The following is a 25452-nucleotide window of genomic DNA, read 5'->3' as shown; positions in this document are numbered from 1 at the left end:
TGGAAACCTTAGAGTGCGTTGACCTTCTTGGAGATCGCCGACTTGCGGTTCGCTGCGTTGTTCTTGTGCAGAACACCCTTGCTGACAGCCTTGTCCAGCTTACGGCTGGCAGTAACGAGCGCAGTAGTAGCAGCTTCCTTGTCAGAGGACTCAACGGCGGTGTTGACGGCGCGGATGGCCGTCTTCAGCTCAGACTTGACTGCGTTGTTGCGCAGGCGTGCCTTCTCGTTGGTCAGGATGCGCTTCTTCTGGGACTTGATATTCGCCACGTGTGAACTCTCTTTGTAATGCGGAAATGGTCTAGAGGGCTTTCAGGCTGGCCTTGACTGAGCGGCGTGGGGATACCTATGGCGGCCAGCCATCAGTGACCGTCGACCTGCACGGACACACAGCAATAAAGAATAGCAGGTCAGCGGCGGCACTGGCCATTTGGGTTGGTCAGGTCCAGCCGTGTCGCCGGCGCAGCCCGGCCGCAACTTTCTCAAACCGCGCCGCGTCCAGCACGGCGCCCTCCCGCCGGATGCTGTCAGGGCGGATCTGCAGGATACGGTCCAGGCGCACTTCACTGGGCCTGCCCTGCTTGTCCCAGTCCCCGGAACCGAGGTCCACGTAGTCGCCGGACGTTGAACCGGCAGGCACCCTGTCCCTGCTGGTCAGCATCAGTCCCAGGAGGAACGGGCCGTTATGCCCCACCAGCAGCACCGGCCGGTCCTTCCCCTTGCCGTGGTCCTCCTCGTAAGGGACCCAGGCCCACACCACCTCGCCCGGATCCGGGTCGCCGTCCGGCTGCGGTGCATACCGGACGGCGGACCGCCCGCTGTAATCACCGGGATACCCGGACCCGGCAGGACCTCCGCCGGGAGCCTGAGGCATGGCCCCCGCCCGGCGGTCCCGGTCGGGGCCCGGGGCCGGCGGGGCGGGCCGCCGTTTCTGCAGCATGCGCAGGCCGCGGCGGACGGCGTTTCCCAGGGAGCGGAGATCAATGACCATGCGAAAAGCCTATCGGCGGTGGTTCGGCATGGAACTGCCCGGCGGCGCCCTGCCCGGATGCGGTCCGTGGGTCCCGGACGTGGGACACTGGATGTTCAAGATGTGCAGCTGTTCCGCAGGCGCCTATGGCGTTGCCCGGCGGGTGGCTGCTGAAAAGCCAACAGTAAGGACCCTGCGTGTCTCCCATGGCCCGCACCGCACCGGTGCCCGCCGCGACAGATCCGGCAATCATTCGGAACTTTTGCATCATCGCGCATATCGACCACGGCAAGTCCACGCTGGCTGACCGCATGCTGCAGTCCACCGGTGTGGTCCAGGCGCGTGACATGAAGGCCCAGTACCTGGACCGGATGGACATCGAGCGGGAACGTGGCATCACCATCAAGTCCCAGGCCGTCCGCATGCCCTGGGAGGTGGACGGCGTCAGCTACGCGCTGAACATGATCGACACGCCCGGCCACGTGGACTTCACCTACGAGGTATCCCGGTCACTGGCGGCCTGCGAAGGCGCCATCCTGCTGGTGGACGCGGCGCAGGGCATTGAGGCCCAGACGCTGGCCAACCTGTACCTGGCCATGGAGAACAACCTCACCATCATCCCGGTGCTGAACAAGATCGACCTTCCGGCGGCGCAGCCTGAAAAGTACGCCGCCGAGCTGGCCAGCCTCATCGGCGGCGATCCCGAGGACGTCCTGCGCGTATCCGGCAAGACCGGCGTCGGCGTCGAGGCCCTTCTGGACAAGATCGTCCGCGACCTGCCGGCGCCGAAGGGCAACCCCGATGCCCCGGCCCGTGCCATGATCTTCGACTCGGTCTACGACACCTACCGCGGCGTGGTCACCTACGTGCGTGTGATGGATGGCATGCTCCATCCGCGTGAGCGCATCCAGATGATGTCCACCAGGGCCTCGCACGAGCTTCTGGAAATCGGTGTCAGCTCCCCGGAACCCACACCGTCCAAGGGGCTCGGCGTCGGTGAAGTGGGCTACCTGATCACCGGCGTGAAGGACGTCCGGCAGTCGAAGGTGGGCGATACCGTCACCAACCTGGCCAAGCCGGCGGCGGAGTCCCTCCCCGGCTACGCCGATGCCAAGCCCATGGTGTTCTCCGGCCTGTATCCGCTGGACGGCGCCGACTATCCGGTACTCCGCGACGCCCTCGAAAAGCTCATGCTCAACGACGCCGCGCTGGTTTACGAACCGGAAACCTCGGCTGCCCTCGGCTTCGGGTTCCGCGTGGGCTTCCTGGGTCTCCTGCACCTCGAGATCACCCGCGAACGCCTGGAGCGCGAATACAACCTCGACCTCATCTCCACCGCACCGAACGTGGAATACGAGGTGACCCTGGAGGACAAGAAGGTGGTCCGGGTGACCAACCCCAGCGAGTACCCCACCGGGAAGATCGCCGAGGTACGCGAGCCCATGGTCTCCGCCACCATCCTGGCCCCCAACGAATTTGTCGGCGCCATCATGGAACTGTGCCAGTCCCGCCGCGGCGTCATGGGCGGCATGGACTACCTTTCCGAGGACCGGGTGGAAATCCGCTACCGCCTGCCGTTGGCGGAAATCGTCTTCGACTTCTTCGACATCCTGAAATCCAAGACCCGGGGCTACGGCTCGCTGGACTGGAAGGCCGACGGCGAGCAGGCCGCCGACCTGGTGAAGGTGGACATCATGCTCCAGGGCGAACAGGTGGACGCGTTCAGCGCCATCACGCACCGGGACAAGGCGTACGCCTACGGCGTGATGATGACCGGCAAGCTGCGCGAACTGATTCCCCGCCAGCAGTTCGAAGTGCCCATCCAGGCCGCGATCGGTTCCAGGATCATCGCCCGCGAAAGCATCCGCGCCATCCGCAAGGACGTGCTGGCCAAGTGCTACGGCGGTGACATCTCGCGGAAGCGCAAGCTGCTGGAGAAGCAAAAAGAAGGCAAGAAGCGCATGAAGATGGTGGGCACAGTGGAGGTGCCGCAGGAAGCGTTCATCGCCGCCCTGACCACCGACGAATCGAAGGACAAGGCCAAGAAGAAGTGACCACCGCACAGCGGGGGACCCGCTGATGCCCAGCGTTCTTCCCCTCGGCGACCCGGCGCCGTCGGACGGTCTGCTGCCTGCCCAGGCAGCGGACGGTGCGGCGGCCCGGGCTTTCGGGTTGTACGTCCACATCCCGTTCTGCGCTGTGCGCTGCGGCTACTGCGACTTCAACACCTACACCGCCACGGAACTTGGCGGCGGAGCGTCCCAGGACGCATACGCCCAGACCGCCGTGTCCGAGGTGTCGCTGGCGGCTGCTGTGCTGTCACGTTCAGGGCTGCCGGACCGGAAGCTCAGCACCGTCTTCTTTGGCGGCGGCACGCCCACGCTGCTGCCGGCCGATGACCTCGCCCTGATCCTCCGGGCCGCCATCGACCAATGGGGCATTGACGACGGCGCCGAGGTCACCACCGAAGCCAACCCCGATTCCGTCACGCCGGAGTCCCTTGCCGTCCTCAAGGACGCCGGGTTCACCAGGGTGTCCTTTGGGATGCAGTCCGCGGTTCCGCACGTGCTCAAGGTGCTGGACCGGACCCATACGCCCAGCCGGGTGCCGCAGGTGGTGCAGTGGGCGCGCGAGGCAGGACTGGCTGTCAGCCTGGACCTGATTTACGGGACGCCGGGGGAGTCGCTGGCCGACTGGCGGCACTCCCTCGAAACGGCGCTTTCCTACGGGCCGGACCACATCAGCGCCTACGCGCTGATCGTTGAGGAGGGCACCAAGCTGGCCGCGCAGATGCGCCGCGGCGAAGTCCCGGGAATCGACGACGACGACCACGCCGACAAGTACGAGCTCGCCGACCAGCTGATCACCGAAGCCGGACTTGGCTGGTACGAGGTCAGCAACTGGGCGCGGACTCCGGAGCAGGCCTGCCGCCACAACCTCGCATACTGGCGGGGTGACGACTGGTGGGGCATCGGCCCGGGCGCGCACTCACACATGGGCGGGGTCCGCTGGTGGAACGTCAAGCACCCGTCCGCTTACGCGAACCGGCTGTCGCAGGGGCTTTCGCCCGCCGCCGGCAGGGAAACCCTGGACGCGGAAACAAGGAACCTGGAGCGGGTCATGCTGGAGGCCCGCCTCCAGTCGGGACTGGATGTCTCAACGCTGAGTGCCGGGGGACGCCACGAGGTGGCCGGACTGATCGCAGCCGGCCTGGTTGATCCTGCTGCCGCATTCCGCGGACGCCTGGTCCTGACCCTCAAGGGCAGGCTCTTGGCAGACGCAGTAGTCCGCCGCATCCTGCCGGACTAGAGCCGGCCCGCGGGCAGTTGCCCTTACTTGATCCAGCGCAGGTTGTACTGGTAGCGGTGCGGCTGGCCCCGGTTGACGTGGATCCCTGCCGCGACGGAGAAGCACGTGAGCGCCACCCAGATCAGCGTGGCAATGACCGCGAAGATGTTCCCGACGTAGGGGACGAACACCAGGATGTTGGCCAGCACCGCGGCGATGGTGGGCGGCAGGCTGAAGTTCAGCGCTTCCTTGGATTCCTGGGCGGTAAATGGCCCGCGGTCACGGAAGATCAAGTAGATCAGCAGCGAGGGGACGCACCCCAGGATCCCGCCGAAGTGCGCCAGCGTCGCCCACTGGCGGTCTTCGCTGGCCGTAAGCGGCAGGGCGTTGGCGGGGACGCCATGGTACTCGGAACGGCCCTGGCCGTCCCTGTGATCACGTGCGTTTTCTGCCACAGTCTGTTCCTTCGAAGGTGCAAGTGGTGCTGACTACAATTCCGGCGCGGTGCGCAGTGCCTCAGGAAACAAGGAACCGCACTACCAAGAATACTGGTTCCCGGGACGCCGTCCGCCCTTCACGGCACGGTCAGGAAATCGATGACTTCCTCGACCCTGCCCAGCAGCGACGCTTCGAGGTCCGCGTACGTGCGCACGGCGCCCAGCAGCTTCTGCCATCCCAGGCCGACATCTTCCTTGGTGGCGTGGGGCCAGCCGAAGGCTTTCAGGATCCCTGTCTTCCAGTCCTGCCCGCGGGGCACGGCCGGCCATTTGTCGATGCCAAGGACAGCGGGCCGGATCGCCTGCCAGACGTCCACGTAGGGGTGACCGACGATCAGGACGTTGCCTGCGGCGCCCGGGGAGGCCATGACGGCATCCGCGATGCGGGACTCCTTGGAGTCAGGAACCAGGTGGTCCACCAGGACGCCAAGACGGCGGCCAGGCCCCGGCCTGAAGTCCGCGACGGCTGCGGCAAGGTCGTCAATGCCGTGCAGGGGCTCGACGACGATGCCCTCCACCCGGAGGTCGTCTCCCCAGACCTTCTCCACCAGTTCGGCGTCGTGCTTGCCTTCCACCCAGATCCGGCTGGCCTTGGCCACCTGGGCGCGTTGTCCGGCGACCCGAACGGACCCCGAGGCCGTCCTGCCCGCCGCGGGACCGGCAGCGGCCGGCCGGGGGGCGGGTGGCATCAGCCGGATCGGCCGGCCCTCCAGGAGGAAGCCGAACCCAAGGCGGAAGGTACGCGATTTTCCCCTGCGGTCCTCCAGCGCCACCACATGCATGCCGCCGGATTTCTCCACCCGGGTCACGGCACCCACCCAGCCTGACTGCACTTCCTCGAGCACCATGCCGCGCTCCACGGGGACCTCAGGCAGTTCCGTCCGTGCGGGAGCGGATATGCCGCGTGGGCCCCAGTTCCGGTAATCCATGGATTTAATCCGCCTAGCACTAGTGTTCAACTCCGCAATTTCGCCCGGAGCGGTACCAATGCTAACAACGGGCCGAGGCATAATAGACTGTTAGCACTTAGGCATGTCGAGTGCTAACCCTGGGTTGCATCGGGAGGGGCATGCGCCCCGAACCATGGATGGAGGTGGAGAGTGAGCGAGCCACGCAAGCTGGAAGTACTGCGGGCCATCGTGGAGGACTACGTCCACTCCCGCGAGCCGGTTGGGTCCAAGGCCCTGGTGGAGCGGCATCATCTTGGTGTTTCCAGCGCCACCATCCGCAATGACATGGCCGCACTGGAGGACGAGGGGCTGATCACCGCCCCGCACACCAGTGCCGGCCGGATTCCCACGGACAAGGGCTACCGGCTCTTTGTGGACCAAATCTCGGCTGTCAAGCCGCTCTCGGCCGCCGAACGCCGCGCCATCCAGTCCCTGCTCGAAGGCGCGGACGACCTCGACGACGTGCTGGAGAGGACCGTCCGGCTGCTGTCGCAGCTGACCAACCAGGTTGCCGTGGTGCAGTATCCGCACCTGAGCAGGGCACTGGTCCGGCACATCGAATTCGTCCTGCTCGCCCCGCGCAAGGTCCTCGTCGTCCTGATCGCCAACAGCGGCAAGGTGGAGCAGCGGGTGATCGACGTCGGGCAGGACCTTGGCGACGACGCACTGGCTGAACTGCGCACCCGGTTCCTCGGTGCACTGGGCGGAACACCGCTGCGCCAACTGGCCCAGGCGCTGCCCGCCGTCGTCGCCGCCACCCCGCACCCGCAGCGGCAGGCGGCACACGCATTGGCGCTCGGGCTGGAGGGCCTGGCGCAAAACAGCCGGGAGGACCGGATGGTCATGGCCGGCACCGCCAACCTGGCCAGGTCCAACGTCGACTTCCCCCTCAGCATCGGCCCGGTGCTCGAGGCGCTGGAGGAACAGGTGGTGATGCTGCGGCTGTTGAGCGAAATGGCCCAGGACCACCGCGGCGTCGCTGTCAGCATCGGACGGGAGAACCCGTACGACGGCCTTGCCGAGGCCTCCGTGGTGGCCACTGCCTACGGTCCGGACAGCTCGGCGAAAGTAGGCATCCTCGGGCCCACCCGGATGGATTACCCCACCACCATGGCCGCCGTCAGGGCAGTGGCGCGCTACCTTTCCAGGATTTTGGGGCCCTGACTCTTGGCCGCCGGAGCGCGCTTCGGCCGGAAAGCAAGAGCTGGGCCGCCCAACTGAACGCAGTACAACAAGGAAGAGATACGAACTTTGAGCAGCCACTATGACGTCCTTGGAGTCTCACCCGAAGCGACGGGTGAAGAAATCAAAAAGGCCTACCGCAAGCTGGCCCGCACCCTACACCCGGACGTAAACCCCGGTGCGGACGCATCGGAACGGTTCAAGGCAGTAACTCACGCCTACGAGGTGCTTTCGGACCCCCAGAAGCGCCGGATCTACGACACCACCGGCAATGAGAACGGCACCGACAACGGTTTCGGCGGCGCAGGCTACGCGGGCCAGGGCTTCGCGTTCCAGGACATTTTCGACACCTTCTTCGGCGCCGGCGGCACGTCCGGTCCCGCTTCCCGTATCCGCCGCGGCCAGGATGCCCTGATCAGCGTACGGATCGACCTCCGCGACGCCGTATTCGGCGTGAACAAGAAACTCGAAGTGGACACCGCCGTGGTCTGCCCCACCTGTGACGGATCCTGTTGCCGCCCCGGCACCCATCCGGAACGCTGCGACATCTGCGGCGGCAGCGGACAGGTCCAGCGGGCCGTCCGCTCCATCCTCGGCCAGGTCATGACGGCCGCCCCCTGCGGCACCTGCGAAGGTTTCGGCACCGTCATCAAGGATCCCTGCAACGAGTGCAGCGGCCAGGGCCGTATCCGCAGCCGCCGGTCGCTGACCATCAAGGTCCCTGCCGGTGTGGCCACCGGAACCCGGATCCAGCTCTCCGGCCAGGGCGAGGCTGGCCCCGCGGGCGGTCCGGCCGGCGACCTGTACGTGGAGATCCGCGTCAACAATGACGCCACCTACGTGCGGGAGGGCGACGACCTGCACGCCACCCTGCACATCCCCATGACGGCAGCCGCCCTGGGCACGGATGTCAGCCTGGAAACCTTCGACGGCACGCAGGAGATCGACGTCAAGCCCGGTACCCAGTCGGGGGAGATCATCACCCTGCGCGGCCTCGGCGTCACCCACCTGAGGGGCTACGGCCGCGGCGACCTGAAGGTCCACCTCCAGGTGGACACCCCGGCCAAGCTCGACCCCGCGCAGGAGGACCTCCTGCGCCAACTGGCCAAGCTCCGTGGTGAACAGATCACCGAGGGCAAGCTCGCTGCCAGCGGCGGCATGTTCGCCAAGCTCCGGGACCGGCTCGGTAACCTGTAGCGGTGAGCAACCCCGTCTTCTTCACGCCCCCCGGTTCGCTGGCCGGGATGGCGGCCGGCAAACTCTTTGTCCTCGACGGGGCGGAGGCGCGGCATGCCGTCACCGTCAAACGGCTGTCTCCCGGCGAAGCGGTGGACATCGTCGACGGCGCCGGCACCCGGATGACCGGGAAGGTGGTGTCCGCCGCTCCCTCCGCACTCGAGGTGGAATGCGGGACGCTGACCGTCGAAGACAGGCCGGACGTCCGGCTGGTGCTGGTCCAGGCCCTCGCCAAGGGGGACCGCGACGAGCTGGCCATCGAGACGGCCACGGAACTGGGCATCGACGCCGTCATACCCTGGCAGTCCGAACGGTCAATCGTCCGCTGGAAGGGCGACCGCGCAGCCCGGGCCCATGCCAAATGGGAATCCTCCGTGGCCGCGGCCGCCAAGCAGGCACGGCGCGCCTGGATCCCCGAAGTGCGGTCCGCCGTCGACACTGCCGGGCTTTCCGCTGCCGTGGAAGCTGCCGACCTCGCTGTCATCCTGCATGAGGACGCCGTTCGGCCGCTGCGCACCGTCCTTGAAACATGGCAAGGGAAAGCAGGCTCCGGACCCCGGGAAATCCTGCTCATCGTCGGTCCGGAGGGCGGCATCAGCCAGCGGGAGGTAACGAAACTCTGCGATAAGGGCGCCGTGACCGCCCTCCTGGGGCACCATGTCCTGCGGTCCTCCACGGCCGGCCCGGCCGCCGTCGTGCTTGCCAGCGACGTCCTTGGCCGGTGGACGGCTACCGGACCTTAAAGGACCTCGTGTCCTCGTTCCGGTCCGGTTCCCCGCCGGAGCCGGCCTGGGCCACCCGCAGCATGTAATCGCCCGGCGGAAGGTTCAGGGCCAGGGTGAAGACGCCGGCCTGCCCCTGTTCGGACGCAGCCGTGGTTTCACCCGCCAGGAACGGTGCTTTGCTGCCGCCGTCCGTAGACTGCAGGATCTGCCAGCGGAGCTTCGCCCCGGGCGATGTGCTGCGGCCGGTGATCTTCACGCTCCCGCCGGGCACTTCGGCGTTCTCCTGGGGATCAATGATCCAGACGGGCGCCACCAGGCCCGCGGCGCGGGTCATCAGGGCCCCGAGCTGCACTTTGCCGAAGGCCACGTAGTCCGTGTGGCCGTCCACGAGGATCCGGACCCGGATCTGCTGGCCGGTGTCGATCAGGCCCGAACTGGCGGCGGCAGCGGTTGCCGTGTAGATCAGCTGCTGGATGGCCCGGGCAGCCATGTCGGCATCGAGGTTGCTGTTGAAAGCGTCCGAGGAGACGTCGACGGTGATGACGTCCTTGCCGGAGATTGAGGTGGCAAGTTTGTCCGGGTTCTGCCAGGGCGTGAAGAAGTCAGGGTCCAGCGGCTTCTCGGACATCATGGCCCGCAGGGCGCGGGTGACCGGGTTCTCCTGTTCAGGGACGTCGCGGAATTCCCGGTAAAGAAAGATGTTCCCGCCGCTGCGGCCGATCCAGTAGACCGGCGCCTTGTTGGAGGACTGTGCGGTTTCCAGCGGGGCGCTGGTGGACAGCGTGTCCGGCATGGTGCCGCCCGTTGCCGGCACTGAGGCGATGGTGCCGGTGGGTGAGGGGCCGCCCTCGGCCGTGCAGCCCGCAAGGACCGGAACCAGGACCAGGATTCCTGCAAGGACGGCGGGGCGCAGACGGCCCATCGGTCGTCCCGCCCTTTCGGGCGCAGAGGTTTCCGGCACTGTCCTGCCCTTGTCCTTTCCTGGCGTGGCGGGCCGATCCCCCTGGCGGCCTGGTGTTCCAGCAGATGCTGGATTTCCAGCATTGCACAGCGGCGCGGCCGCCCAGCCGCTCTTTGCCTCCGCGGGCACAACTGCAACGGGAACGATATGAGGCCGATATGAAGTTGATACCTAAGGACGTCCCGGCACCCTCCGGACGGGTTGCAGCCGCTGCTCCATGGCGGCCTGGTATCCGGCCCGGCCCCGCGCTGGCGTAAGATAAAGGGATCGCTGGGGCCAGGAGCACCGTCCAACGGGCGCCGGCATCAGCGAACGCAAACATAGATGTCGATCTTCGAGGGGACCACGGGCCTGCGGGCCAGCACCATGACTGAATCAGCAAATGGTAAGCGCCGGCTCAATACGGGCGAAGGCAGTCCGGGTGAATTCCCGCACTCCCTGCCCGGCACCCGGACTGAAGTAGTCCTCTTTGAGAACTCCGACCAGATGGTTCAATCACTCGGCAGCCATGACGAGGCGTTGCGGTTCATCGAAGAGCAGTTCCCGGCCGTCAACTTCCATGCCCGGGGTAATGAACTGTCCATCAACGGCCCCGCCGGTGATGTTCCCCGGATCATGCGGCTCCTGCAGGAAGTCCGTGGCCTGGTGGCCCGCGGCACGGTCATCACTCCTGCTGTGCTGCAGCAGCTGGTGTCCCTCCTGCGCACGCAGTCACTGCAGAATCCCGTGGATGTGCTCACCCACGACATCCTCTCCAGCCGCGGCAGGACCATCCGGCCCAAGACGCTGAACCAGAAGAACTATGTTGATGCCATCGACGCCAACACCGTGATCTTCGGCATTGGTCCGGCCGGCACCGGCAAGACGTACCTGGCCATGGCAAAAGCCGTCCAGGCGCTGCAGCAAAAAGAGGTCAGCCGGATCATCCTGACCCGCCCCGCGGTGGAAGCGGGGGAACGGCTTGGTTTCCTCCCCGGCACGCTCAGCGACAAGATCGACCCCTATCTCCGGCCGCTCTACGACGCCCTGCACGACATGATGGACCCCGAATCCATTCCGCGCCTGATGGCGGCCGGCACCATTGAAGTGGCACCCCTGGCCTACATGCGCGGCCGGACGCTTAACGACGCCTTCATCATCCTTGACGAGGCGCAGAACACCACGCCGGAACAGATGAAGATGTTCCTCACCCGGCTCGGTTTCGGATCCAAGATGGTGGTCACCGGAGACGTCACCCAGGTGGACCTGCCGTTTGGGACGCGTTCCGGGCTGCGGATCGTTGAGGAAATCCTGCAGGGAATCGACGGCGTGAGCTTCTCGGTCCTGGATGCCGCCGACGTGGTGCGGCACCGGCTGGTCGGGGACATCGTCAACGCGTACAGCATCTGGGATGAAACCCAGCGGAGCCGGCTCAAGCATTCAGCCGGCCGGGAAAAACGGGGGGAACACGCGTGAGCATCGAGGTGAACAACGAGTCCGGCGTCCAGGTGGAGGAGTCGGAGCTCGTGGCACTGTCGCGGTACATTTTTGAGCAGCTCTACATTCATCCGCAGGCCGAACTGTCCATCCTCCTCGTGGATGAGCCGGCCATGGAGAAGCTGCACATTGAACTGATGGACGAACCGGGTGCCACCGACGTGCTCTCGGTTCCCATGGACGAATTAACCCCGGGGACGCCAGACCGGCCCACCCCGCAGGGCATGCTGGGTGACATTGCCATCTGCCCGCAGGTTGCAAAGGTGCAGGCCCGGAACGCCGGCCACTCGCTGCAGGACGAGATGCTGCTGCTGGCCACACACGGCATCCTTCACCTGCTGGGCTATGACCATGCCGAACCGGAGGAGAAGGCAGAGATGTTCGGGCTCCAGCGGGAACTCCTGTCCGGCTTCACGGGCAAAGAAGCACCTGCAGAGACGACCCAGTGACGCAACTGCTCCTGGTCGCGGTGGCATTGGTTTTCCTTGCCGTCGCGGCCCTGCTGACAGCGGCCGAGGCCGCCTTCAGTTTCCTTCCCCGGCACGACGCCGAAGATGCTCTGCACAGGAGCCGCGGCACCGCCATGCGGCGCATCCTTGCCGAGCCCGTGGCCCACACCCGGGCGCTGCGCTTCTGGCGGGTGTGGTTCGAGATGGCCTCCGCGGTGGCCGTCGCCGTCCTGATCTCCAGCCTGCTGGACAACGTGTGGCTTGCCGGCCTGGTGGCCACCGGCATCATGGCCCTTCTTGGGTTCGTGATCGTGGGCGTTTCGCCCCGCCAGCTGGGCAGGCTGCACTCCACTGCCGTTGTCCGCTTCACTGCCCCGATGGTCCGGTTCCTCACCAGCGTGCTGGGACCGATTCCCGGCTGGCTGGTGGCGTTGGGAAGTTCGGCGGCCCCCGGGGCGCCGGGCGGCGACGATGCGTTCTTCAGCGAACAGGAGTTCCGGGAACTGGTGGACCGTGCCAGCGAGTCCGACATGATCGAGGACACCGAAGCGGAGATGATCCAGTCGGTCTTCGACTTCGGCGACACCCTGGTGCGCGCCGTCATGGTTCCCAGGACGGACATCGTCAGCATTGACGCCGGGTCCAGCCTGCACCAGGCGATGTCCCTGTTCCTGCGGTCCGGATACTCGCGGATCCCCGTCATCAACGAGAACACTGACCACATCCTTGGCATCGTGTACCTCAAGGACGTTGCTGCAGTGATCCACCAGCTCCGTGCGGACCAGGAGCCGCCGCTGGTCGAGTCGCTGGCCCGCGAGGTGCGCTACGTGCCGGAGTCCAAGCCTGTGAGCGACCTCCTGCGTGAACTGCAGAAGGAGTCCACGCACGTTGCGATCGTGATCGACGAATACGGCGGCACCGCCGGACTGGTAACCCTCGAGGACCTGATCGAGGAGATCGTCGGCGAGATCGTCGACGAATATGACACCGAGAGCGCGGAAGCCGTCGCGCTGGGGGACGGTTCCTACCGGGTCAGTGCCCGGATGGGCATCGACGATCTCGGCGAGCTCTTCGACCTGGAAATCGACGACGACGAGGTGGACACCGTGGGCGGCCTCCTCGCCAAGGCACTTGGCCGCGTCCCGATCGTGGGCAGCAGCGTGGAAGTGCAGGGCGTATCGCTGCGTGCGGACCGGCTTGAAGGCCGGCGGAACCGGGTCAGCCACATCATTGCGGCGCCGGTACCAAGAGTAGAGACTGACCTTGAAGGCCTCCTGGAAGAGGCCGAAGCAACCCAGCAGGGAGTTCCACGTGAGCAAGAAAAATAAGGCTGCGGCCACGGACGACTTCGGCGGATTCCGCGCCGGATTTTCGGTGCTCGTCGGCAGGCCCAATGCGGGCAAGTCCACCCTGACCAACGCGCTGGTGGGCAAGAAGGTGGCCATCACGTCCGCCAAACCGCAGACCACGCGGCACACCATCCGGGGCATCGTGCACCGCGAGGACGCCCAGCTGATCCTGGTGGATACTCCGGGCCTGCACCGTCCCCGCACCCTGCTCGGCAAGCGCCTGAACGACCTCGTCGCGGATACCCTCGCCGAGGTGGACGCCATCGGATTCTGCCTGCCGGCCAACGAGAAAATCGGCCCCGGCGACAGGTTCATCGCCGCCCAGCTTGCCGCCGTCGGCCGCAAACCGGTGATCGCCATCGTCACCAAAACTGACCTCGTGGACAAGCAGGCGCTCACCGAACAGCTCCTTGCGGTGGCGGCCCTGGGCCGCGAAGTAATGGGGGAGGACGGCTGGAAGGACATCGTTCCGGTATCCGCCACTGACGGCTTCCAGGTGGAAACAGTCGCCGACGTGCTGATCAGCCACATGCCGCCGTCGCCCCCGTTGTACCCGGACGGCGAACTGACGGATGAGCCCGAGGCAGTCATGGTGGCGGAACTGATCCGCGAAGCTGCCCTTGAGGGTGTCCGGGACGAGCTTCCCCATTCCCTGGCCGTGGTGGTGGAGGAAATCGTTCCCCGGGAGGACCGGCCTGACGACAGCCCCCTGCTTGATGTGCGCGTCAACCTCTATGTCGAGCGGCCGTCCCAGAAGGCCATCATCATCGGCAAGGGCGGCAGCCGGTTGCGTGAAGTCGGGACCAACGCCCGCAAAGGCATCGAAGCCCTCCTGGGCACGCGCATCTACCTGGACCTCCACGTCAAGGTGGCCAAGGACTGGCAGCGCGACCCGAAACAGCTGGTCAAGCTGGGTTTCTGATCCACGAAAAGAACGTTCGCAGGAGTGCGGCAGGCAAGTTTTCCAGGCTGGACCACTAAAATGGACCGGATTCTGTATTTAGAGGAAGGTTCACGACGTGGGTCGAGGCCGCGACAAACGCGACAACGGGGCTGACCTGTCAGCCGGACCGGGACCGGTATCCCGCCACGCGAACGGCGGCGCCGTAGGTGCCGCCCGGCACCTCGGTACGCTGCGCGGGATGCCCATCTGGCTCAAAGCCGTCACGGGTGTCATGGCGCTGGTCCTCGTGGCCGGGATCGCCTTTGCCGGTTTTTGGTTCCTCCGGCTGCAGAACAACATCTCCAAGGCGCCGCTGAATGCCGGCGGCGAAAGCACCGAATCCCCCGGGAACGATGCCACGGGCCGGCTGCAGATCCTGATCCTCGGCTCGGACACCCGCGACGGAAAAAACTCGCAATATGGCACAGCCGACGATTCCACGGGCTATGGCAAGTCGGACGTGATGATGCTGATGGACATCTCCGAGGACAACAAGCGCGTCAACGTCATCAGCTTTCCGCGCGACCTGCTGGTGGACATTCCTGACTGCAAGGACAAGAAGACCGGCAAGGACTATCCTGCCCGCACCGGCGTCATGATCAATGAGGCCATGAGCGAGGCCGGCATCGGCTGCGCCGTGGATACCGTCAACAAGCTCACCGGCATGCAGGTGGACCACTTCATGATGGCCGACTTCAACGCCGTGAAGGAACTTTCCAACGCCGTGGGTGGTGTGGAAGTCTGCATCAGCGACGCCGTCTACGATCCTGATTCCCGGCTGCGGCTGCCGGCCGGAACCTCGACCGTGCAGGGCGAGATGGCGCTTGCCTTCCTCCGCACCCGCCACGCCTTTGCCGACGGCGGCGACCTTGGCCGCATCAAGGCGCAACAGGGCTTCCTCTCGGCGCTGACCCGCAAGATCAAGGACGATGGAACCCTGTCCGATCCCGCGAAGATGCTGAAGATCGCGGACGTCGTAACCCAGAACCTGACAGTGGATGACGGCCTTGCCTCTGTCCCCACCCTGCTGACGATCGGCAACCGGCTCAAGAACATCGACATCGGCAAGGTCGCGTTTGTCGCGGTGCCCACCACGCCGGCACCCATCGATCCCAACCGGCTGGTCATCGCCGAACCAGCGGGCGCACAGCTCTTCTCGGCAATGCGGAAGAACGTGGACCTCACCGACCCCACCGCGCCCACCACGCCGTCACCCACTGAATCGGCAACCCCGTCCGCGGCCCCTACTGAGACAGCCCCGCCGGTGCCGCCCTACAACAAGGCCATCCAGCCCGTAACCGTCGCCAACGGAAGCGGCGTCGCAGGCCGCGCCCAGGAAATCGTCCAGGCATTGGTGTCGGGCGGCTTCGCCCAGACGGGCCAGTTCCTGGCCCAGCCCGTGGCCAAGACGGCAGTGTATTACGGCAACGGCTTCGATGACGTGGCAGCAGATGTCGCTGCCATGCTGGGGATTCCTGCCACCCTGATGATTCCGGCTCCCGGCGTGACCGGCGTACAGGTTTACCTCGGCAGCGACTTCACCACCGGCACCGCCTATGAGGCCGGCAGTCCTGCCGCAGCATTGCCCCAGGACATCGTCAACCAGACCGCCGGGGACAAGGTCTGCCAGCAGGCGAATCCCGAACTGATCGTGCGCCGGTAGCGACGTTCCATGCCTTGGTACAGCTGCAGGCAGCAGTACCTCCGGCAGGCAACAAAATGGGCCCCGCCGGCAACGGCGGGGCCCATTTCTGTTATGCGGCTACCAGATGCTGACCCGCTCGGCGGGCGGCATCCACATGCCGTCCTCCTCGGTGACGTCGAACGCTTCGTGGAACGGGTCCAGGTTCCTGGCGATCGCGTTGGTCCGGAACTCGTTGGGGGAGTGGGGATCGGTGGCAAGGCGCCGGATGGCCTCCTCCTGCCGGATGACCTGGCGCCAGCCTGCTGCCCAGGAAGCGAAGAAGCGCTGTTCACCGGTCAGCCCGTCCAGGACCTCCGGTTCCTTCCCGTCCAGGCTGATCTGGTAGGCCTTGTAGGCGATGGTCAGGCCTGCCAGGTCACCAATATTTTCGCCCAATGTCAGGCGTCCGTTGACGTGGTGTCCGGGCGCTGCAGCGGGGGAGAGCGCATCGAACTGGGCCACAAGCCGCGCCGTCAGCGCCTCAAAAGCCTGGCGGTCCTGGTCCGTCCACCAGTTGCGGAGCGCTCCGCCGCCGTCGAACTGTGAGCCCTGGTCATCAAAGCCATGCCCGATCTCGTGGCCGATGACGGCGCCAATGCCGCCGTAGTTCACGGCGTCGTCCGCGTCGGCGGTGAAGAAGGGCGGCTGCAGGATCGCTGCCGGGAACACGATTTCGTTCATCATCGGGTGGTAGTAGGCGTTAACCGTCTGCGGGGTCATCAGCCACTTGTTCCGGTCCACCGGCTTGCCCACCTCATCCAGGTGCCTGTCGACGTCGGCATTGTGGGCGCGTTCGACGTTCCCCAGGAGGTCCTCGGGGTCGATCTCCACGGCTGAGTAGTCAATCCACTCGTCCGGGTAGCCGATCTTGGCCCGGAAGGCCTCCAGCTTCCGGAGCGCCTCGGCCTTGGTGTCCCCGCCCATCCATGCAACGTCATTAATGCTGCGGCGGTAGGCCTCGATAAGGTTGGCCACCAGGGTCTGCATCCGTGCCTTGTGCGATTCGGGGAAATGGCGGGCCACGTAGATCTGGCCCACAGCTTCACCAAGGGCGGCTTCGACGACGCCAACGCCGCGCTTCCACCGGTCCTTGTTGCGGGGCGTGCCGCTGATCGTGGTGCCGTAAAACGCGAAATTGGCGTCCACAAAGGCTGCCGACAGATAAGGTGCAGCGGCGCTGATGACGCGCATGGCCAGCCACTCCTGCCACGTTGCCACCGGAACTTCGTCCAGGAGGCCGGCGGCACCGGTGAAGAAGTCAGGGGTGCTCACCACGATTTCCGTACGCTTGTCTGCGTCGATTCCCGCGGCGTCGAACCACGTGGCCAGGAGGGGGAACAGCGCATTGGCTTCCTCCGCCGTCTTCAGGTTGTAGGTCTTTTGCGGATCCCGGAGGGTGACATTGTCCCAGTGGTGGGACGCGAGCTTCGTCTCCAGTTCGACAACCCGCCCGGCCGCACCATGGGGATCGGCCACCCCGGCCAGTTCAAACATTTTCTGCACGTGCGCGGTGTAGGCCGCCACGATGGGTGCGAACTTCTCTTCCCGGTAGTACGACTCGTCGGGAAGGCCCAGGCCACCCTGCCCGGTGTACAACAGGACCCGGTCAGGGTTCCCCGCATCGGGGGCCGGGTAGATGTAGAAAAGCCCGCCCACGTCCGCACGGAACAACCGGCCCGCCAGTGCGATGAGGTCAGCTACCGAGTCCGTGGCGAACACGTCGCCGAGCCGCCCGCGGATCGGCTCCATGCCCTTGCCTTCCACCGTCGCTTCGTCCATGAAGCTGTTGTAGAGGCCGCCGATCTTCCGTTCGATCCCGCTGGCGTCCGCGCCCTTGGCCGCCGCCTCCTCGATGATGTCCCGGACAGCGATTTCGGACCCGTCGCGAAGAGCGGTGAAGGTTCCCTCCAGGGGCCGGTCGTCCGGAATTTCGGTGGCTTTCAACCAGGCGCCGTTGACATGTTGGTAAAGGTCGTCCTGAGGCCGGACTGTGTGATCAATGGTGGACAGATCGATCCCCGAAATGGGCACTGCAACTCCTTTGCTGGAACGCCTGCGTCCGGCTGACCACCGGAGGCGTCTGCATGCTGGACTTTACGGACGGTAGTGCCCTTTCATCTTACGCACCCGTGTTACGCTCAAAGAGTGCGTGCAGAGCTCCTTCTCCTTAGCTGCCGCGGCGAGGCCACAGACGCTATCTAGCGCACGGCCCACCCTCGCTGCGGAGTTTGTGTTGCCCGGCCACCCTTTCACTGAAGATCGATAGAAAAGGCCACGAACATCATGCGTAACGCACAAAAGCCCTCCGGAATGCCCGCCCACCGGTACACGCCCTTCCAGGACCTGATCAAGGTTGAACTGCCGGACCGCACCTGGCCGGACAAGATCATCACCAAGGCCCCGCGGTGGTGCGCGGTGGACCTGCGCGACGGAAACCAGGCCCTGATCGATCCCATGAGCCCGGCGCGCAAGATGAAGATGTTCGACCTGCTGGTCCGCATGGGCTACAAGGAAATCGAGGTCGGTTTCCCGTCCGCTTCCCAGACGGACTTCGACTTTGTCCGCCAGCTCATCGAGGGCAACCACATCCCGGACGACGTCACCATCCAGGTCCTGACGCAGGCGCGGGAACACCTCATCGAACGGACCTACGAGTCCCTGGTGGGTGCCAAGCAGGCCATCGTCCACCTCTACAACTCCACGTCCGTGCTGCAGCGGCGCGTGGTCTTCAACCAGGACGAGGACGGCATCCTGGACATCGCACTGCAGGGTGCCCGCCTGTGCAAGAAGTACGAGGAAACACTCGTGGACACGCACGTGACCTACGAGTACTCCCCGGAGTCCTTCACGGGTACGGAGCTCGAGTACGCCGTCCGGGTGTGCAACGCCGTCGCCGATGTCTTTGAAGCGTCCGCCGACCGGCAGGTGATCATCAACCTGCCCGCCACGGTGGAAATGGCCACGCCCAACGTCTACGCCGATTCCATCGAGTGGATGAGCCGGCACCTGCACCCTCGGGACGGCATCATCCTGTCCCTGCACCCGCACAACGACCGCGGAACCGGCGTCGCCGCCGCCGAGCTGGGCTACATGGCAGGCGCCGACCGCATCGAGGGCTGCCTCTTCGGGAACGGCGAACGCACAGGAAACGTGGACCTGGTGACGCTGGGCCTGAACCTGTTCGTCCAGGGCATCGACCCCATGATCGACTTCTCCAACATCGACGACGTCCGGCGCACCGTGGAGTACTGCAACCAGCTGCCCGTCCCGGAACGTTCGCCGTACGGCGGCGACCTGGTGTTCACCGCCTTCTCCGGCTCCCACCAGGACGCCATCAAGAAGGGCTTCGAAGCGCTGGAGCGCGATGCTGCAGCAGCCGGCAAGCCCGTGGACGACTTCACCTGGCAGGTTCCGTACCTCCCCGTGGATCCCAAGGACCTGGGCCGCAGCTACGAGGCCGTCATCCGGGTGAACTCCCAGTCCGGCAAGGGTGGCGTGGCCTACCTGCTGAAGAACGAGCACAGCCTGGACCTGCCGCGCCGCGCGCAGATCGAATTCTCCGGCGTCATCCAGCGCCGCACCGACACCGTGGGCGGGGAAGTCAGCGGCGCGCAGCTGTGGCAGATTTTCCAGGACGAATACCTGCCGTCCGGCCGGGCCGACGGGCAGTGGGGCCGTTACTCGCTGGGGGCCGTCAAGACGGAAACAGACGCCGACGGCGGCATGACGCTGCACGCGTCGCTCACCATCGATGGTGCCCAGGTCAGCCGCACCGGCACCGGCAACGGCCCCATTGCGGCCCTGCTGAACATCCTGCATGAGGACGGCGTGGATGTCCGCGTGCTGGACTACAGCGAACACGCGTTGTCCGAAGGCGGCAACGCCATGGCCGCGGCCTACGTCGAATGCGCGGTGGGGGAGCGGGTGCTGTGGGGTGTAGGCATCGATGCCAACACCAGCATGTCCTCCCTCAAGGCCGTGATCTCCGCGGTCAACCGCGCCATCCGGGACGCCCAGGCCTGATACCCGCCGGTGGTGCCGCCGGTTTCCTCCGGAGGCGCCACTGTGGCCTGGCAGCGAGCTGCCGGGCAGGATGGGAAGATAGAGCGTGGTCCAACACTCTTTTGCCTCCCGGGCGTACCGGGACGACGCCGTGGTGCTCCGTACCCACAAGCTGGGCGAGGCGGACCGGATCATCACGCTCCTGACGAAGCACCACGGGCAGGTCCGTGCCGTCGCCAAGGGAGTGCGCCGCACCAGCAGCCGTTTCGGTGCCCGGCTTGAGCCCTTCATGGTGGCCGATCTCCAGTTGGTGTCAGGGCGGACGCTGGACATCGTCACGCAGGCCGTGGCAAAGGGTGCATACGGCGGAAGCATCGCCGCGGACTACGGCAGGTATACGGTGGCCGCCGCCATGACGGAGACGGCTGAGAAACTGACGGACGTCGACGGCGAGGCCGGTACCGCACAATACAACCTGCTGGTGGGCGCCCTCGCTGCGCTGAGCCGCAACGAACATGCGGCTGGCCTCATCCTGGACTCCTACCTTCTGCGCGCCCTTGCCACCGGCGGGTGGGCGCCCAGTTTCACGGACTGCTCCCGCTGCGGCATGCCGGGCCCGCACACGGCCTTCTCCGCGCCCCTTGGCGGCATGGTTTGTGCACAGTGCCGGCCGCCCGGTTCCCCCGCACCCGCTGCAGAGACCGTGACGCTGCTGGCAGCGCTGCTGACCGGGGACTGGACGACGGCGGATGCTTCCCTGCCGCAGCATCGCAAGGAAGCAGCGGGCCTGGTGGCCGCGTACCTGCAGTGGCATCTGGAACGAGTACTGAAATCCCTCAAACATGTGGAGCGTAGCTGACAGTGGCCCTGGGAAAAAAGAACAACGCACCGCGCCGGCGCACGCATCCCGTGGCGGCGCCGTACCCGCACCCGTCCGGCGCGGTGGCACCCACTATTCCGGCTGAATTCATTCCCCGGCACGTGGCCATCGTCATGGACGGCAACGGCCGCTGGGCCAACCAGCGGGGATTGCCGCGGATCGAGGGGCACAAGGCAGGGGAGCCGGCGCTGCTCGATGTCATGGCAGGGGCCATCGAACTGGGCATCGAGTACGTCAGCGTGTACGCGTTCTCCACGGAAAACTGGCGCAGGTCGCCTGAGGAAGTCCGCTTCCTGATGGGATTTAACAAGGATGTGCTGCGAAGGCAGCGGAACCAGTTGGACGACTGGGGCGTGCGGGTCCGCTGGGCGGGGCGCCGGCCGCGGCTGTGGGGTTCGGTCATCCGTGAGCTGGAGGAAGCCGAAGAGTTCACGGTGGCCAACACCACCTGTAACTTGACCATGTGTGTTAATTACGGCGGCAGGGCAGAGATCACTGACGCGGTCTCAGCGATTGCCGCCGATGTGGCGGCAGGCAAGTTGAAGCCTGGCGCCATTACCGAGCGGACCATCCAGAAGTACCTGGACGAGCCCGACCTGCCTGACGTGGACCTGTTCCTGCGCAGCTCGGGGGAGCAGCGGCTGTCCAACTTCATGCTCTGGCAGTCGGCCTACGCGGAGTTCGTGTTCATGGACACGCTGTGGCCGGATGTGGACAGGCGCACGCTCTGGGCCGCCGTCGAGGAGTATGCCAGGCGGGACCGCCGGTATGGTGGCGCCGTGGACGCCGCCGCTGCTCCCTCGGCGCCCGCTGCCCCGGCGGAATAGCTTCATCCATACGCCCGCAACCAGCGGGCCAGCCGCCTGTAGGCATCGGCCCGGACCGGTTCGGGTGACAGGAAGACGTCGTGCAGCGCGCCGTCGATCCGCTCCACGGTTACGGTGCGGCCCAGGGTGAGGGCCCTGGCGCTGATGGTGTTGACGTCCAGGACCGCGTCGGTCCGGCGCATTTCCTCGGACCAGAGGAGCCCGTTCGCGCTGCCCTTGGAAAGCAGTACCAGGATCGGCGCCTGGATCCCCAGGCCGCGGGCCACCTTCGCCTGCCCGGCGAGCACCGCCCTAAGCCAGCCGGCGCGCACCGGAAAGGCCATGCGGGGGCGGTACCGCTCGTCAAGCGGCCACTCGCCGTCGGCAGAGCTGCTGATGGTCCGCCAGTAGTGGCCGCGTTCCGGCAGCCGGAGGACCATCTCAGGGCGGAAGCGGGCCAAGGGGCGCACCATGCTGGATGCAGCGCGCCGCACCAGCGGACTGCCGTGCATTTCCAGCCATGGACTGTTGAGGATCAGCAGCGAAACAGCTTCCGGATGGCGGGTGGTCCACAGGGCTGCCACCAGGCCGCCCGTGGAGTGGCCCATCAGGGCCAGGGGACCCGGTGCGCCTGCATCCCGGATGATGCGGATTGCCTCTTCGATTTCAGCGTCGTAGGCGGCGAGGTCGGCCACGTACCCGCCCGGTGCTTCCGGACGAAGGCTTCGTCCGTGGTTGTGCATGTCCAGGGCATAGAAGTCGTAGCCGGCCGCAGCCCAGAACCGTGCCAGGTCCACGTTGAAGAAATAATCGCTCCAACCGTGCAGGAAGAGCACGGCCCGGCGGCTGCCGCCGGCAGGGTCCCTGTCGGGAGATGGCCGGACGCGCACCAGCGTTGCCCTCCGTTCAACCCCGTCACGTCCGGTGGCCGCGAAGGAGTGTGACTCGAAGTCACCGCCCAGGATGTCCTGCTGCCACTGCATGCCCATCATGCTAAACCGGCACACCGGACCGCGCTGTCCGAACTGCGGCGCCCGAACTGCGCTTTCCGAACTGTGCTGTCCGAACTGTGCTGTTCGAACTTCGGCGTCTCCGTTTTGGTGCGGCGCCCCCGGAGACGGGAAACTGGAGGCATGCGCGTTTATCCCACTTTCTTCAGGCTGGCCTTTTCATGGATGGACGCCGAGCGCGCCCACAAGATCGGATTCAAGGGGATACGGCTCGCACATTCTTCCGGTGCGGGGAGAGTCCTGCGGAAACTGACTGCTCCGGCGCCGTCGCTCCAGACCACAGCCTTTGGCGTCACCTTTCCGTCACCGTTCGGGCTGGCTGCCGGCTTCGACAAGGAAGGGCACGGCATCGAGGCCCTCACGGAGCTTGGATTCGGACACATTGAAGTGGGCACCATCACCGGCCAGGCGCAGCCCGGCAACGAAAAGCCGCGCTTGTTCCGCCTGGTCCAGGACCGGGCCGTCATCAACCGGATGGGATTCAACAACGACGGCGCCTCCGCCGTTGCACCCCGGCTCAGGGCAGCACGCGCCGCGCTCCAGCGGCGGTACCCGGAGGTTCGTCCGGTCATCGGCGTCAATATCGGCAAAACCAAGGTGGTGGAACTGGCCGATGCCGTGGACGACTACCTGGTGAGCGCCCGCAGCCTGGCGCCTGCCGCCGACTATTTGGTGGTAAACGTCAGTTCCCCCAACACCCCGGGCCTGCGGTTGCTCCAGGACGTGGAGACGCTCCGGCCGCTCCTGACAGCCGTGGGGCAGGAAGCGGACCGGGCCGCGGGCCGGCATGTGCCCCTGCTGGTCAAGATTGCCCCGGACCTCAGCGATGAGGACATCGACGACGTCGCGCGCCTTGCCCTCGACCTGAAGCTGGACGGCATCATCGCCACCAACACCACCATTGGCCGTTCAGGACTGTCCTCGCCGGCAGAAGAGGTGGCGAAGTGCGGAGCCGGCGGCCTCTCCGGTGCACCATTGAAGCAGCGTTCGCTGGAGGTGCTGAAGCGGCTCAGGAACGCTACGGGCGACGCCCTGACCTTGGTGTCCGTTGGCGGCGTGGAGTCGGCCCGGGACGTCCAGGAAAGGCTGGACGCCGGTGCAACCCTGGTGCAGGGCTACACCGCGTTCCTTTACGAAGGACCGTTCTGGGCGGCACGGATCAACAAGCAGTTGGCAAAGAACCGCCGCTCCTAGGCGCTGCAGGCAGGTTGCTGCGGGAAAGCGGATCCCGATAAAAACGAAAAGCCCGGCGGAACATGAACTGCTCCCCGAAAGTTGGACTGAAAAATCAGTTCTGACTTTCGGGGAGCAGTTTTATGCATGGAAGAAGTTCGTTGTCCGAGGAACAGCGCGAGGCCGCGGTGGCGCTGTTTGAGATCGGGTGGGGCTCCAGAGCTGTAGCAACCAGGCTCGGGGTGCGTCGGAAGCCGATCCTCCGGTTACACGACAGATGGCGCGTTCGTGGAGATACTGCTCTTGTGACCAAACCAGGCAACCGCGTGTATTCATTCGAGCTCAAGCTCAACGCCGTGCAGCGATATATCTCCGGCGAGACCAGGGTCGCACTGGCCAAAGAGCTCGAACTATCCTCGCCACACCTGATAGCCGTGTGGGCGATGCGGTACCGGGCTCAGGGCGAGGAAGGCCTCCGTCCGAAACCTAAAGGCCGCCCAAGGAAGAACCCAGATACCCCGCCGCAGCAGGAACCGGAGCTGCAGCGGCTGCGACGTGAGAACGAACGCCTGCGTGCAGAGGTTGCTTTCCTGGGAAAAGTAAACGCCTTGAGGGACAGGGAACAGCGCTAAAGGTTCGCGCTGTCATCGCTCTCAAGGCTGAGCACCGATTAGAGGTTCTGCTGGACGTGGCCGGGTTAGCCCGGTCCACGTTCTTCTACCACCAAGCCAAACTCAATGGCCCCGATCCACGGGCGTCCCTGAAGGCCGCTGTCACTGACATTTTTACGAAGAACCACGGCCGGTACGGGCATCGCCGGATCCATATTGAACTGTTGAAGCAAGGATGGACGGTCGCTAAGAAGACGGTTCTGAAGCTGATGCGTTCCCTCCGGCTGGTCTGCAAGGTCCGAAGCAGGAAGCGATACAACTCCTACCAGGGCGAGCATGGCATCGTGGCCCCGAACCTGCTGAAACGCCAGTTCGACGCGGACGCCCCAGACCAGAAGTGGGTGACCGATGTGACCGAGTTCAGCGTCGGCGACAGGAAACTCTACCTCTCACCGATCATGGACCTGTTCGACCGGCAGATCATCTCCTACGCCATTGGGACCTCGCCCAACCTGGAACTGACCAACTCCTCATTGCGCGGCGCCTTGGCCACGCTGGAGAACGGGGAGAAACCCTTCGTCCACTCAGACCAAGGGTTCCAGTATCAGCACAACTCCTGGCGCACACTCCTGGAGAACGCCGGCGCCGTCCAATCAATGTCACGCAAAGCCAACTGCTACGACAACGCCGTCATGGAGAACTTCTTCGGACACCTGAAGGAAGAGCTCTTCCACCGCGTCCGGTTCCTCAACACCGACGCACTCGCATCAGCGCTGCACGCATACATCAGCTGGTACAACACCGAAAGAATTTCCACCAAGCTCAAGGGCTTGAGCCCGGTACAGTACCGTGCTCAGATGCTTGCGGCTTAGGTCCCAATTAGAAGCACAGCTGGACTAGGGTCCCCCCATTAGACCGCAGCCGAACGCGCCCTTGCCTGTCTGCACGACGATAAACACTCTGGCTTCGGCAGAAGGCTCCTGAGCAAATATCTCGCCCCCTCCGGCTGTCCTGCCTTGAGAGGTTAGGGCGGATACATCGTGTTCGGCGGGCTGTGGGTTGGGACCACAGTTATATTCGCGGTCGGCAAACTGCACTCTGGACGGAACTTCCTTGGGCGACAGGACCCAGTCCGATGTCTGTTGATGGACGTTCCATAGCCGGACGCCGGCAAAAATGCCCGCCAGCACCAACACGGAAACCATCAAAGACAAAGCGATTCGCGTCCCCCGGCTCATGGACCAAACGATCCACGAATACG

General features: G+C 65.4%; 23 protein-coding genes. 16 read left to right on the top strand and 7 right to left on the bottom strand.

Annotation, left to right across the window (positions count from 1 at the left end):
* Positions 1–8: 8 nt before the first annotated feature.
* Positions 9–269 (bottom strand): 30S ribosomal protein S20, encoded by a 261-nt coding sequence (gene rpsT, locus LDO86_RS10405; RefSeq protein WP_018769282.1) that lies wholly within the window; start codon positions 267–269, stop codon positions 9–11.
* A 169-nt stretch (positions 270–438) separates the two neighbouring features.
* Entirely contained in the window at positions 439–990 is a 552-nt protein-coding gene (locus LDO86_RS10400; RefSeq protein WP_018769281.1) for a type II toxin-antitoxin system PemK/MazF family toxin, read from the bottom strand.
* Positions 991–1166: 176 nt separating this feature from the next.
* On the opposite strand from LDO86_RS10400, the gene lepA reads away from it, so the two are divergent.
* Positions 1167–3023, top strand: a complete 1857-nt coding sequence (lepA, locus tag LDO86_RS10395; protein ID WP_026265766.1) for a translation elongation factor 4 — start codon at positions 1167–1169, stop codon at positions 3021–3023.
* A 25-nt stretch (positions 3024–3048) separates the two neighbouring features.
* Entirely contained in the window at positions 3049–4278 is a 1230-nt protein-coding gene (hemW, locus tag LDO86_RS10390; RefSeq protein WP_018769279.1) for a radical SAM family heme chaperone HemW, read from the top strand.
* A 23-nt stretch (positions 4279–4301) separates the two neighbouring features.
* Here the strand turns inward: hemW and LDO86_RS10385 are convergent, their stop codons facing one another.
* Both LDO86_RS10385 and LDO86_RS10380 read right to left on the bottom strand, forming a co-directional pair.
* Complete coding sequence (locus tag LDO86_RS10385; protein ID WP_018769278.1) at positions 4302–4712, bottom strand: DUF4870 domain-containing protein; 411 nt, start codon at positions 4710–4712, stop codon at positions 4302–4304.
* Positions 4713–4831: 119 nt separating this feature from the next.
* The gene (locus tag LDO86_RS10380) at positions 4832–5683 is read right to left on the bottom strand and encodes a DUF3097 domain-containing protein (RefSeq protein WP_018769277.1); all 852 of its coding nucleotides are present in this window, start codon (positions 5681–5683) and stop codon (positions 4832–4834) included.
* Positions 5684–5854: 171 nt separating this feature from the next.
* Here LDO86_RS10380 and hrcA point away from each other — a divergent pair, with 171 nt between their 5' ends.
* The 3 genes from hrcA to LDO86_RS10365 all read left to right on the top strand — a co-directional run bounded on the left by hrcA (position 5855) and on the right by LDO86_RS10365 (position 8865).
* Positions 5855–6868: a heat-inducible transcriptional repressor HrcA gene (gene hrcA, locus LDO86_RS10375; protein WP_018769276.1), complete on the top strand. Its 1014-nt coding sequence runs from the start codon at positions 5855–5857 to the stop codon at positions 6866–6868.
* Positions 6869–6955: 87 nt separating this feature from the next.
* Positions 6956–8083: a molecular chaperone DnaJ gene (gene dnaJ / locus LDO86_RS10370; RefSeq protein WP_018769275.1), complete on the top strand. Its 1128-nt coding sequence runs from the start codon at positions 6956–6958 to the stop codon at positions 8081–8083.
* A 2-nt stretch (positions 8084–8085) separates the two neighbouring features.
* Positions 8086–8865: a 16S rRNA (uracil(1498)-N(3))-methyltransferase gene (locus LDO86_RS10365; protein ID WP_018769274.1), complete on the top strand. Its 780-nt coding sequence runs from the start codon at positions 8086–8088 to the stop codon at positions 8863–8865.
* Here LDO86_RS10365 and LDO86_RS10360 read toward each other — a convergent pair.
* Positions 8852–9769 carry a GerMN domain-containing protein gene (locus LDO86_RS10360; RefSeq protein ID WP_018769273.1) on the bottom strand — a complete coding sequence of 306 codons (918 nt, stop codon included), beginning with the start codon at positions 9767–9769 and terminating at the stop codon, positions 8852–8854. The two genes, LDO86_RS10365 and LDO86_RS10360, sit on opposite strands and share 14 nt — an antisense overlap.
* A gap of 405 nt (positions 9770–10174) precedes the next feature.
* Between LDO86_RS10360 and LDO86_RS10355 the strand changes: the two genes are divergently transcribed.
* The 5 genes from LDO86_RS10355 to LDO86_RS10335 all read left to right on the top strand — a co-directional run bounded on the left by LDO86_RS10355 (position 10175) and on the right by LDO86_RS10335 (position 15688).
* The gene (locus LDO86_RS10355; RefSeq protein ID WP_026265765.1) at positions 10175–11263 is read left to right on the top strand and encodes a PhoH family protein; all 1089 of its coding nucleotides are present in this window, start codon (positions 10175–10177) and stop codon (positions 11261–11263) included.
* Positions 11260–11733 (top strand): rRNA maturation RNase YbeY, encoded by a 474-nt coding sequence (ybeY, locus tag LDO86_RS10350; RefSeq protein WP_018769271.1) that lies wholly within the window; start codon positions 11260–11262, stop codon positions 11731–11733. Before LDO86_RS10355 ends, ybeY begins: the two co-directional genes overlap by 4 nt.
* On the top strand, positions 11730–13061 hold the full coding sequence (locus tag LDO86_RS10345) for a hemolysin family protein (RefSeq protein WP_018769270.1): 1332 nt from the start codon (positions 11730–11732) through the stop codon (positions 13059–13061). Before ybeY ends, LDO86_RS10345 begins: the two co-directional genes overlap by 4 nt.
* On the top strand, positions 13045–14004 hold the full coding sequence (era, locus tag LDO86_RS10340) for a GTPase Era (RefSeq protein WP_018769269.1): 960 nt from the start codon (positions 13045–13047) through the stop codon (positions 14002–14004). Before LDO86_RS10345 ends, era begins: the two co-directional genes overlap by 17 nt.
* Before the next feature lie 220 nt (positions 14005–14224).
* Positions 14225–15688 carry an LCP family protein gene (locus tag LDO86_RS10335; RefSeq protein ID WP_081620200.1) on the top strand — a complete coding sequence of 488 codons (1464 nt, stop codon included), beginning with the start codon at positions 14225–14227 and terminating at the stop codon, positions 15686–15688.
* A 99-nt stretch (positions 15689–15787) separates the two neighbouring features.
* Here LDO86_RS10335 and LDO86_RS10330 read toward each other — a convergent pair whose 3' ends face one another.
* Complete coding sequence (locus LDO86_RS10330) at positions 15788–17740, bottom strand: M13-type metalloendopeptidase (RefSeq protein ID WP_018769267.1); 1953 nt, start codon at positions 17738–17740, stop codon at positions 15788–15790.
* Positions 17741–17992: 252 nt separating this feature from the next.
* Here LDO86_RS10330 and leuA point away from each other — a divergent pair, with 252 nt between their 5' ends.
* The 3 genes from leuA to LDO86_RS10315 all read left to right on the top strand — a co-directional run bounded on the left by leuA (position 17993) and on the right by LDO86_RS10315 (position 21418).
* Positions 17993–19732 (top strand): 2-isopropylmalate synthase, encoded by a 1740-nt coding sequence (gene leuA / locus LDO86_RS10325; protein ID WP_018769266.1) that lies wholly within the window; start codon positions 17993–17995, stop codon positions 19730–19732.
* A gap of 85 nt (positions 19733–19817) precedes the next feature.
* Positions 19818–20570 (top strand): DNA repair protein RecO, encoded by a 753-nt coding sequence (recO, locus tag LDO86_RS10320; RefSeq protein ID WP_018769265.1) that lies wholly within the window; start codon positions 19818–19820, stop codon positions 20568–20570.
* Positions 20571–20572: 2 nt separating this feature from the next.
* Complete coding sequence (locus LDO86_RS10315; protein ID WP_018769264.1) at positions 20573–21418, top strand: isoprenyl transferase; 846 nt, start codon at positions 20573–20575, stop codon at positions 21416–21418.
* 2 nt (positions 21419–21420) lie between these two features.
* Here LDO86_RS10315 and LDO86_RS10310 read toward each other — a convergent pair whose 3' ends face one another.
* Complete coding sequence (locus tag LDO86_RS10310) at positions 21421–22380, bottom strand: alpha/beta hydrolase (protein WP_018769263.1); 960 nt, start codon at positions 22378–22380, stop codon at positions 21421–21423.
* A 150-nt stretch (positions 22381–22530) separates the two neighbouring features.
* Here LDO86_RS10310 and LDO86_RS10305 point away from each other — a divergent pair, with 150 nt between their 5' ends.
* The 3 genes from LDO86_RS10305 (at position 22531) to LDO86_RS10295 (ending at position 25063) form a co-directional block, all read left to right on the top strand.
* A complete protein-coding gene (locus LDO86_RS10305) occupies positions 22531–23601 on the top strand; it encodes a quinone-dependent dihydroorotate dehydrogenase (RefSeq protein ID WP_018769262.1) in 1071 nt (356 codons plus the stop codon).
* Positions 23602–23741: 140 nt separating this feature from the next.
* Positions 23742–24212: a helix-turn-helix domain-containing protein gene (locus tag LDO86_RS10300; RefSeq protein WP_224083964.1), complete on the top strand. Its 471-nt coding sequence runs from the start codon at positions 23742–23744 to the stop codon at positions 24210–24212.
* Between the two features lie 14 nt (positions 24213–24226).
* Positions 24227–25063: an IS3 family transposase gene (locus tag LDO86_RS10295; protein WP_224084481.1), complete on the top strand. Its 837-nt coding sequence runs from the start codon at positions 24227–24229 to the stop codon at positions 25061–25063.
* Positions 25064–25452: the final 389 nt, after the last annotated feature.

It is taken from the genome of Arthrobacter sp. StoSoilB19 (assembly GCF_019977275.1).
Classification (GTDB): Bacteria; Actinomycetota; Actinomycetes; order Actinomycetales; family Micrococcaceae; genus Arthrobacter.
Note: the sequence above shows the minus strand (reverse complement) of the source record. Positions and strands in the feature narration are given on the sequence as shown.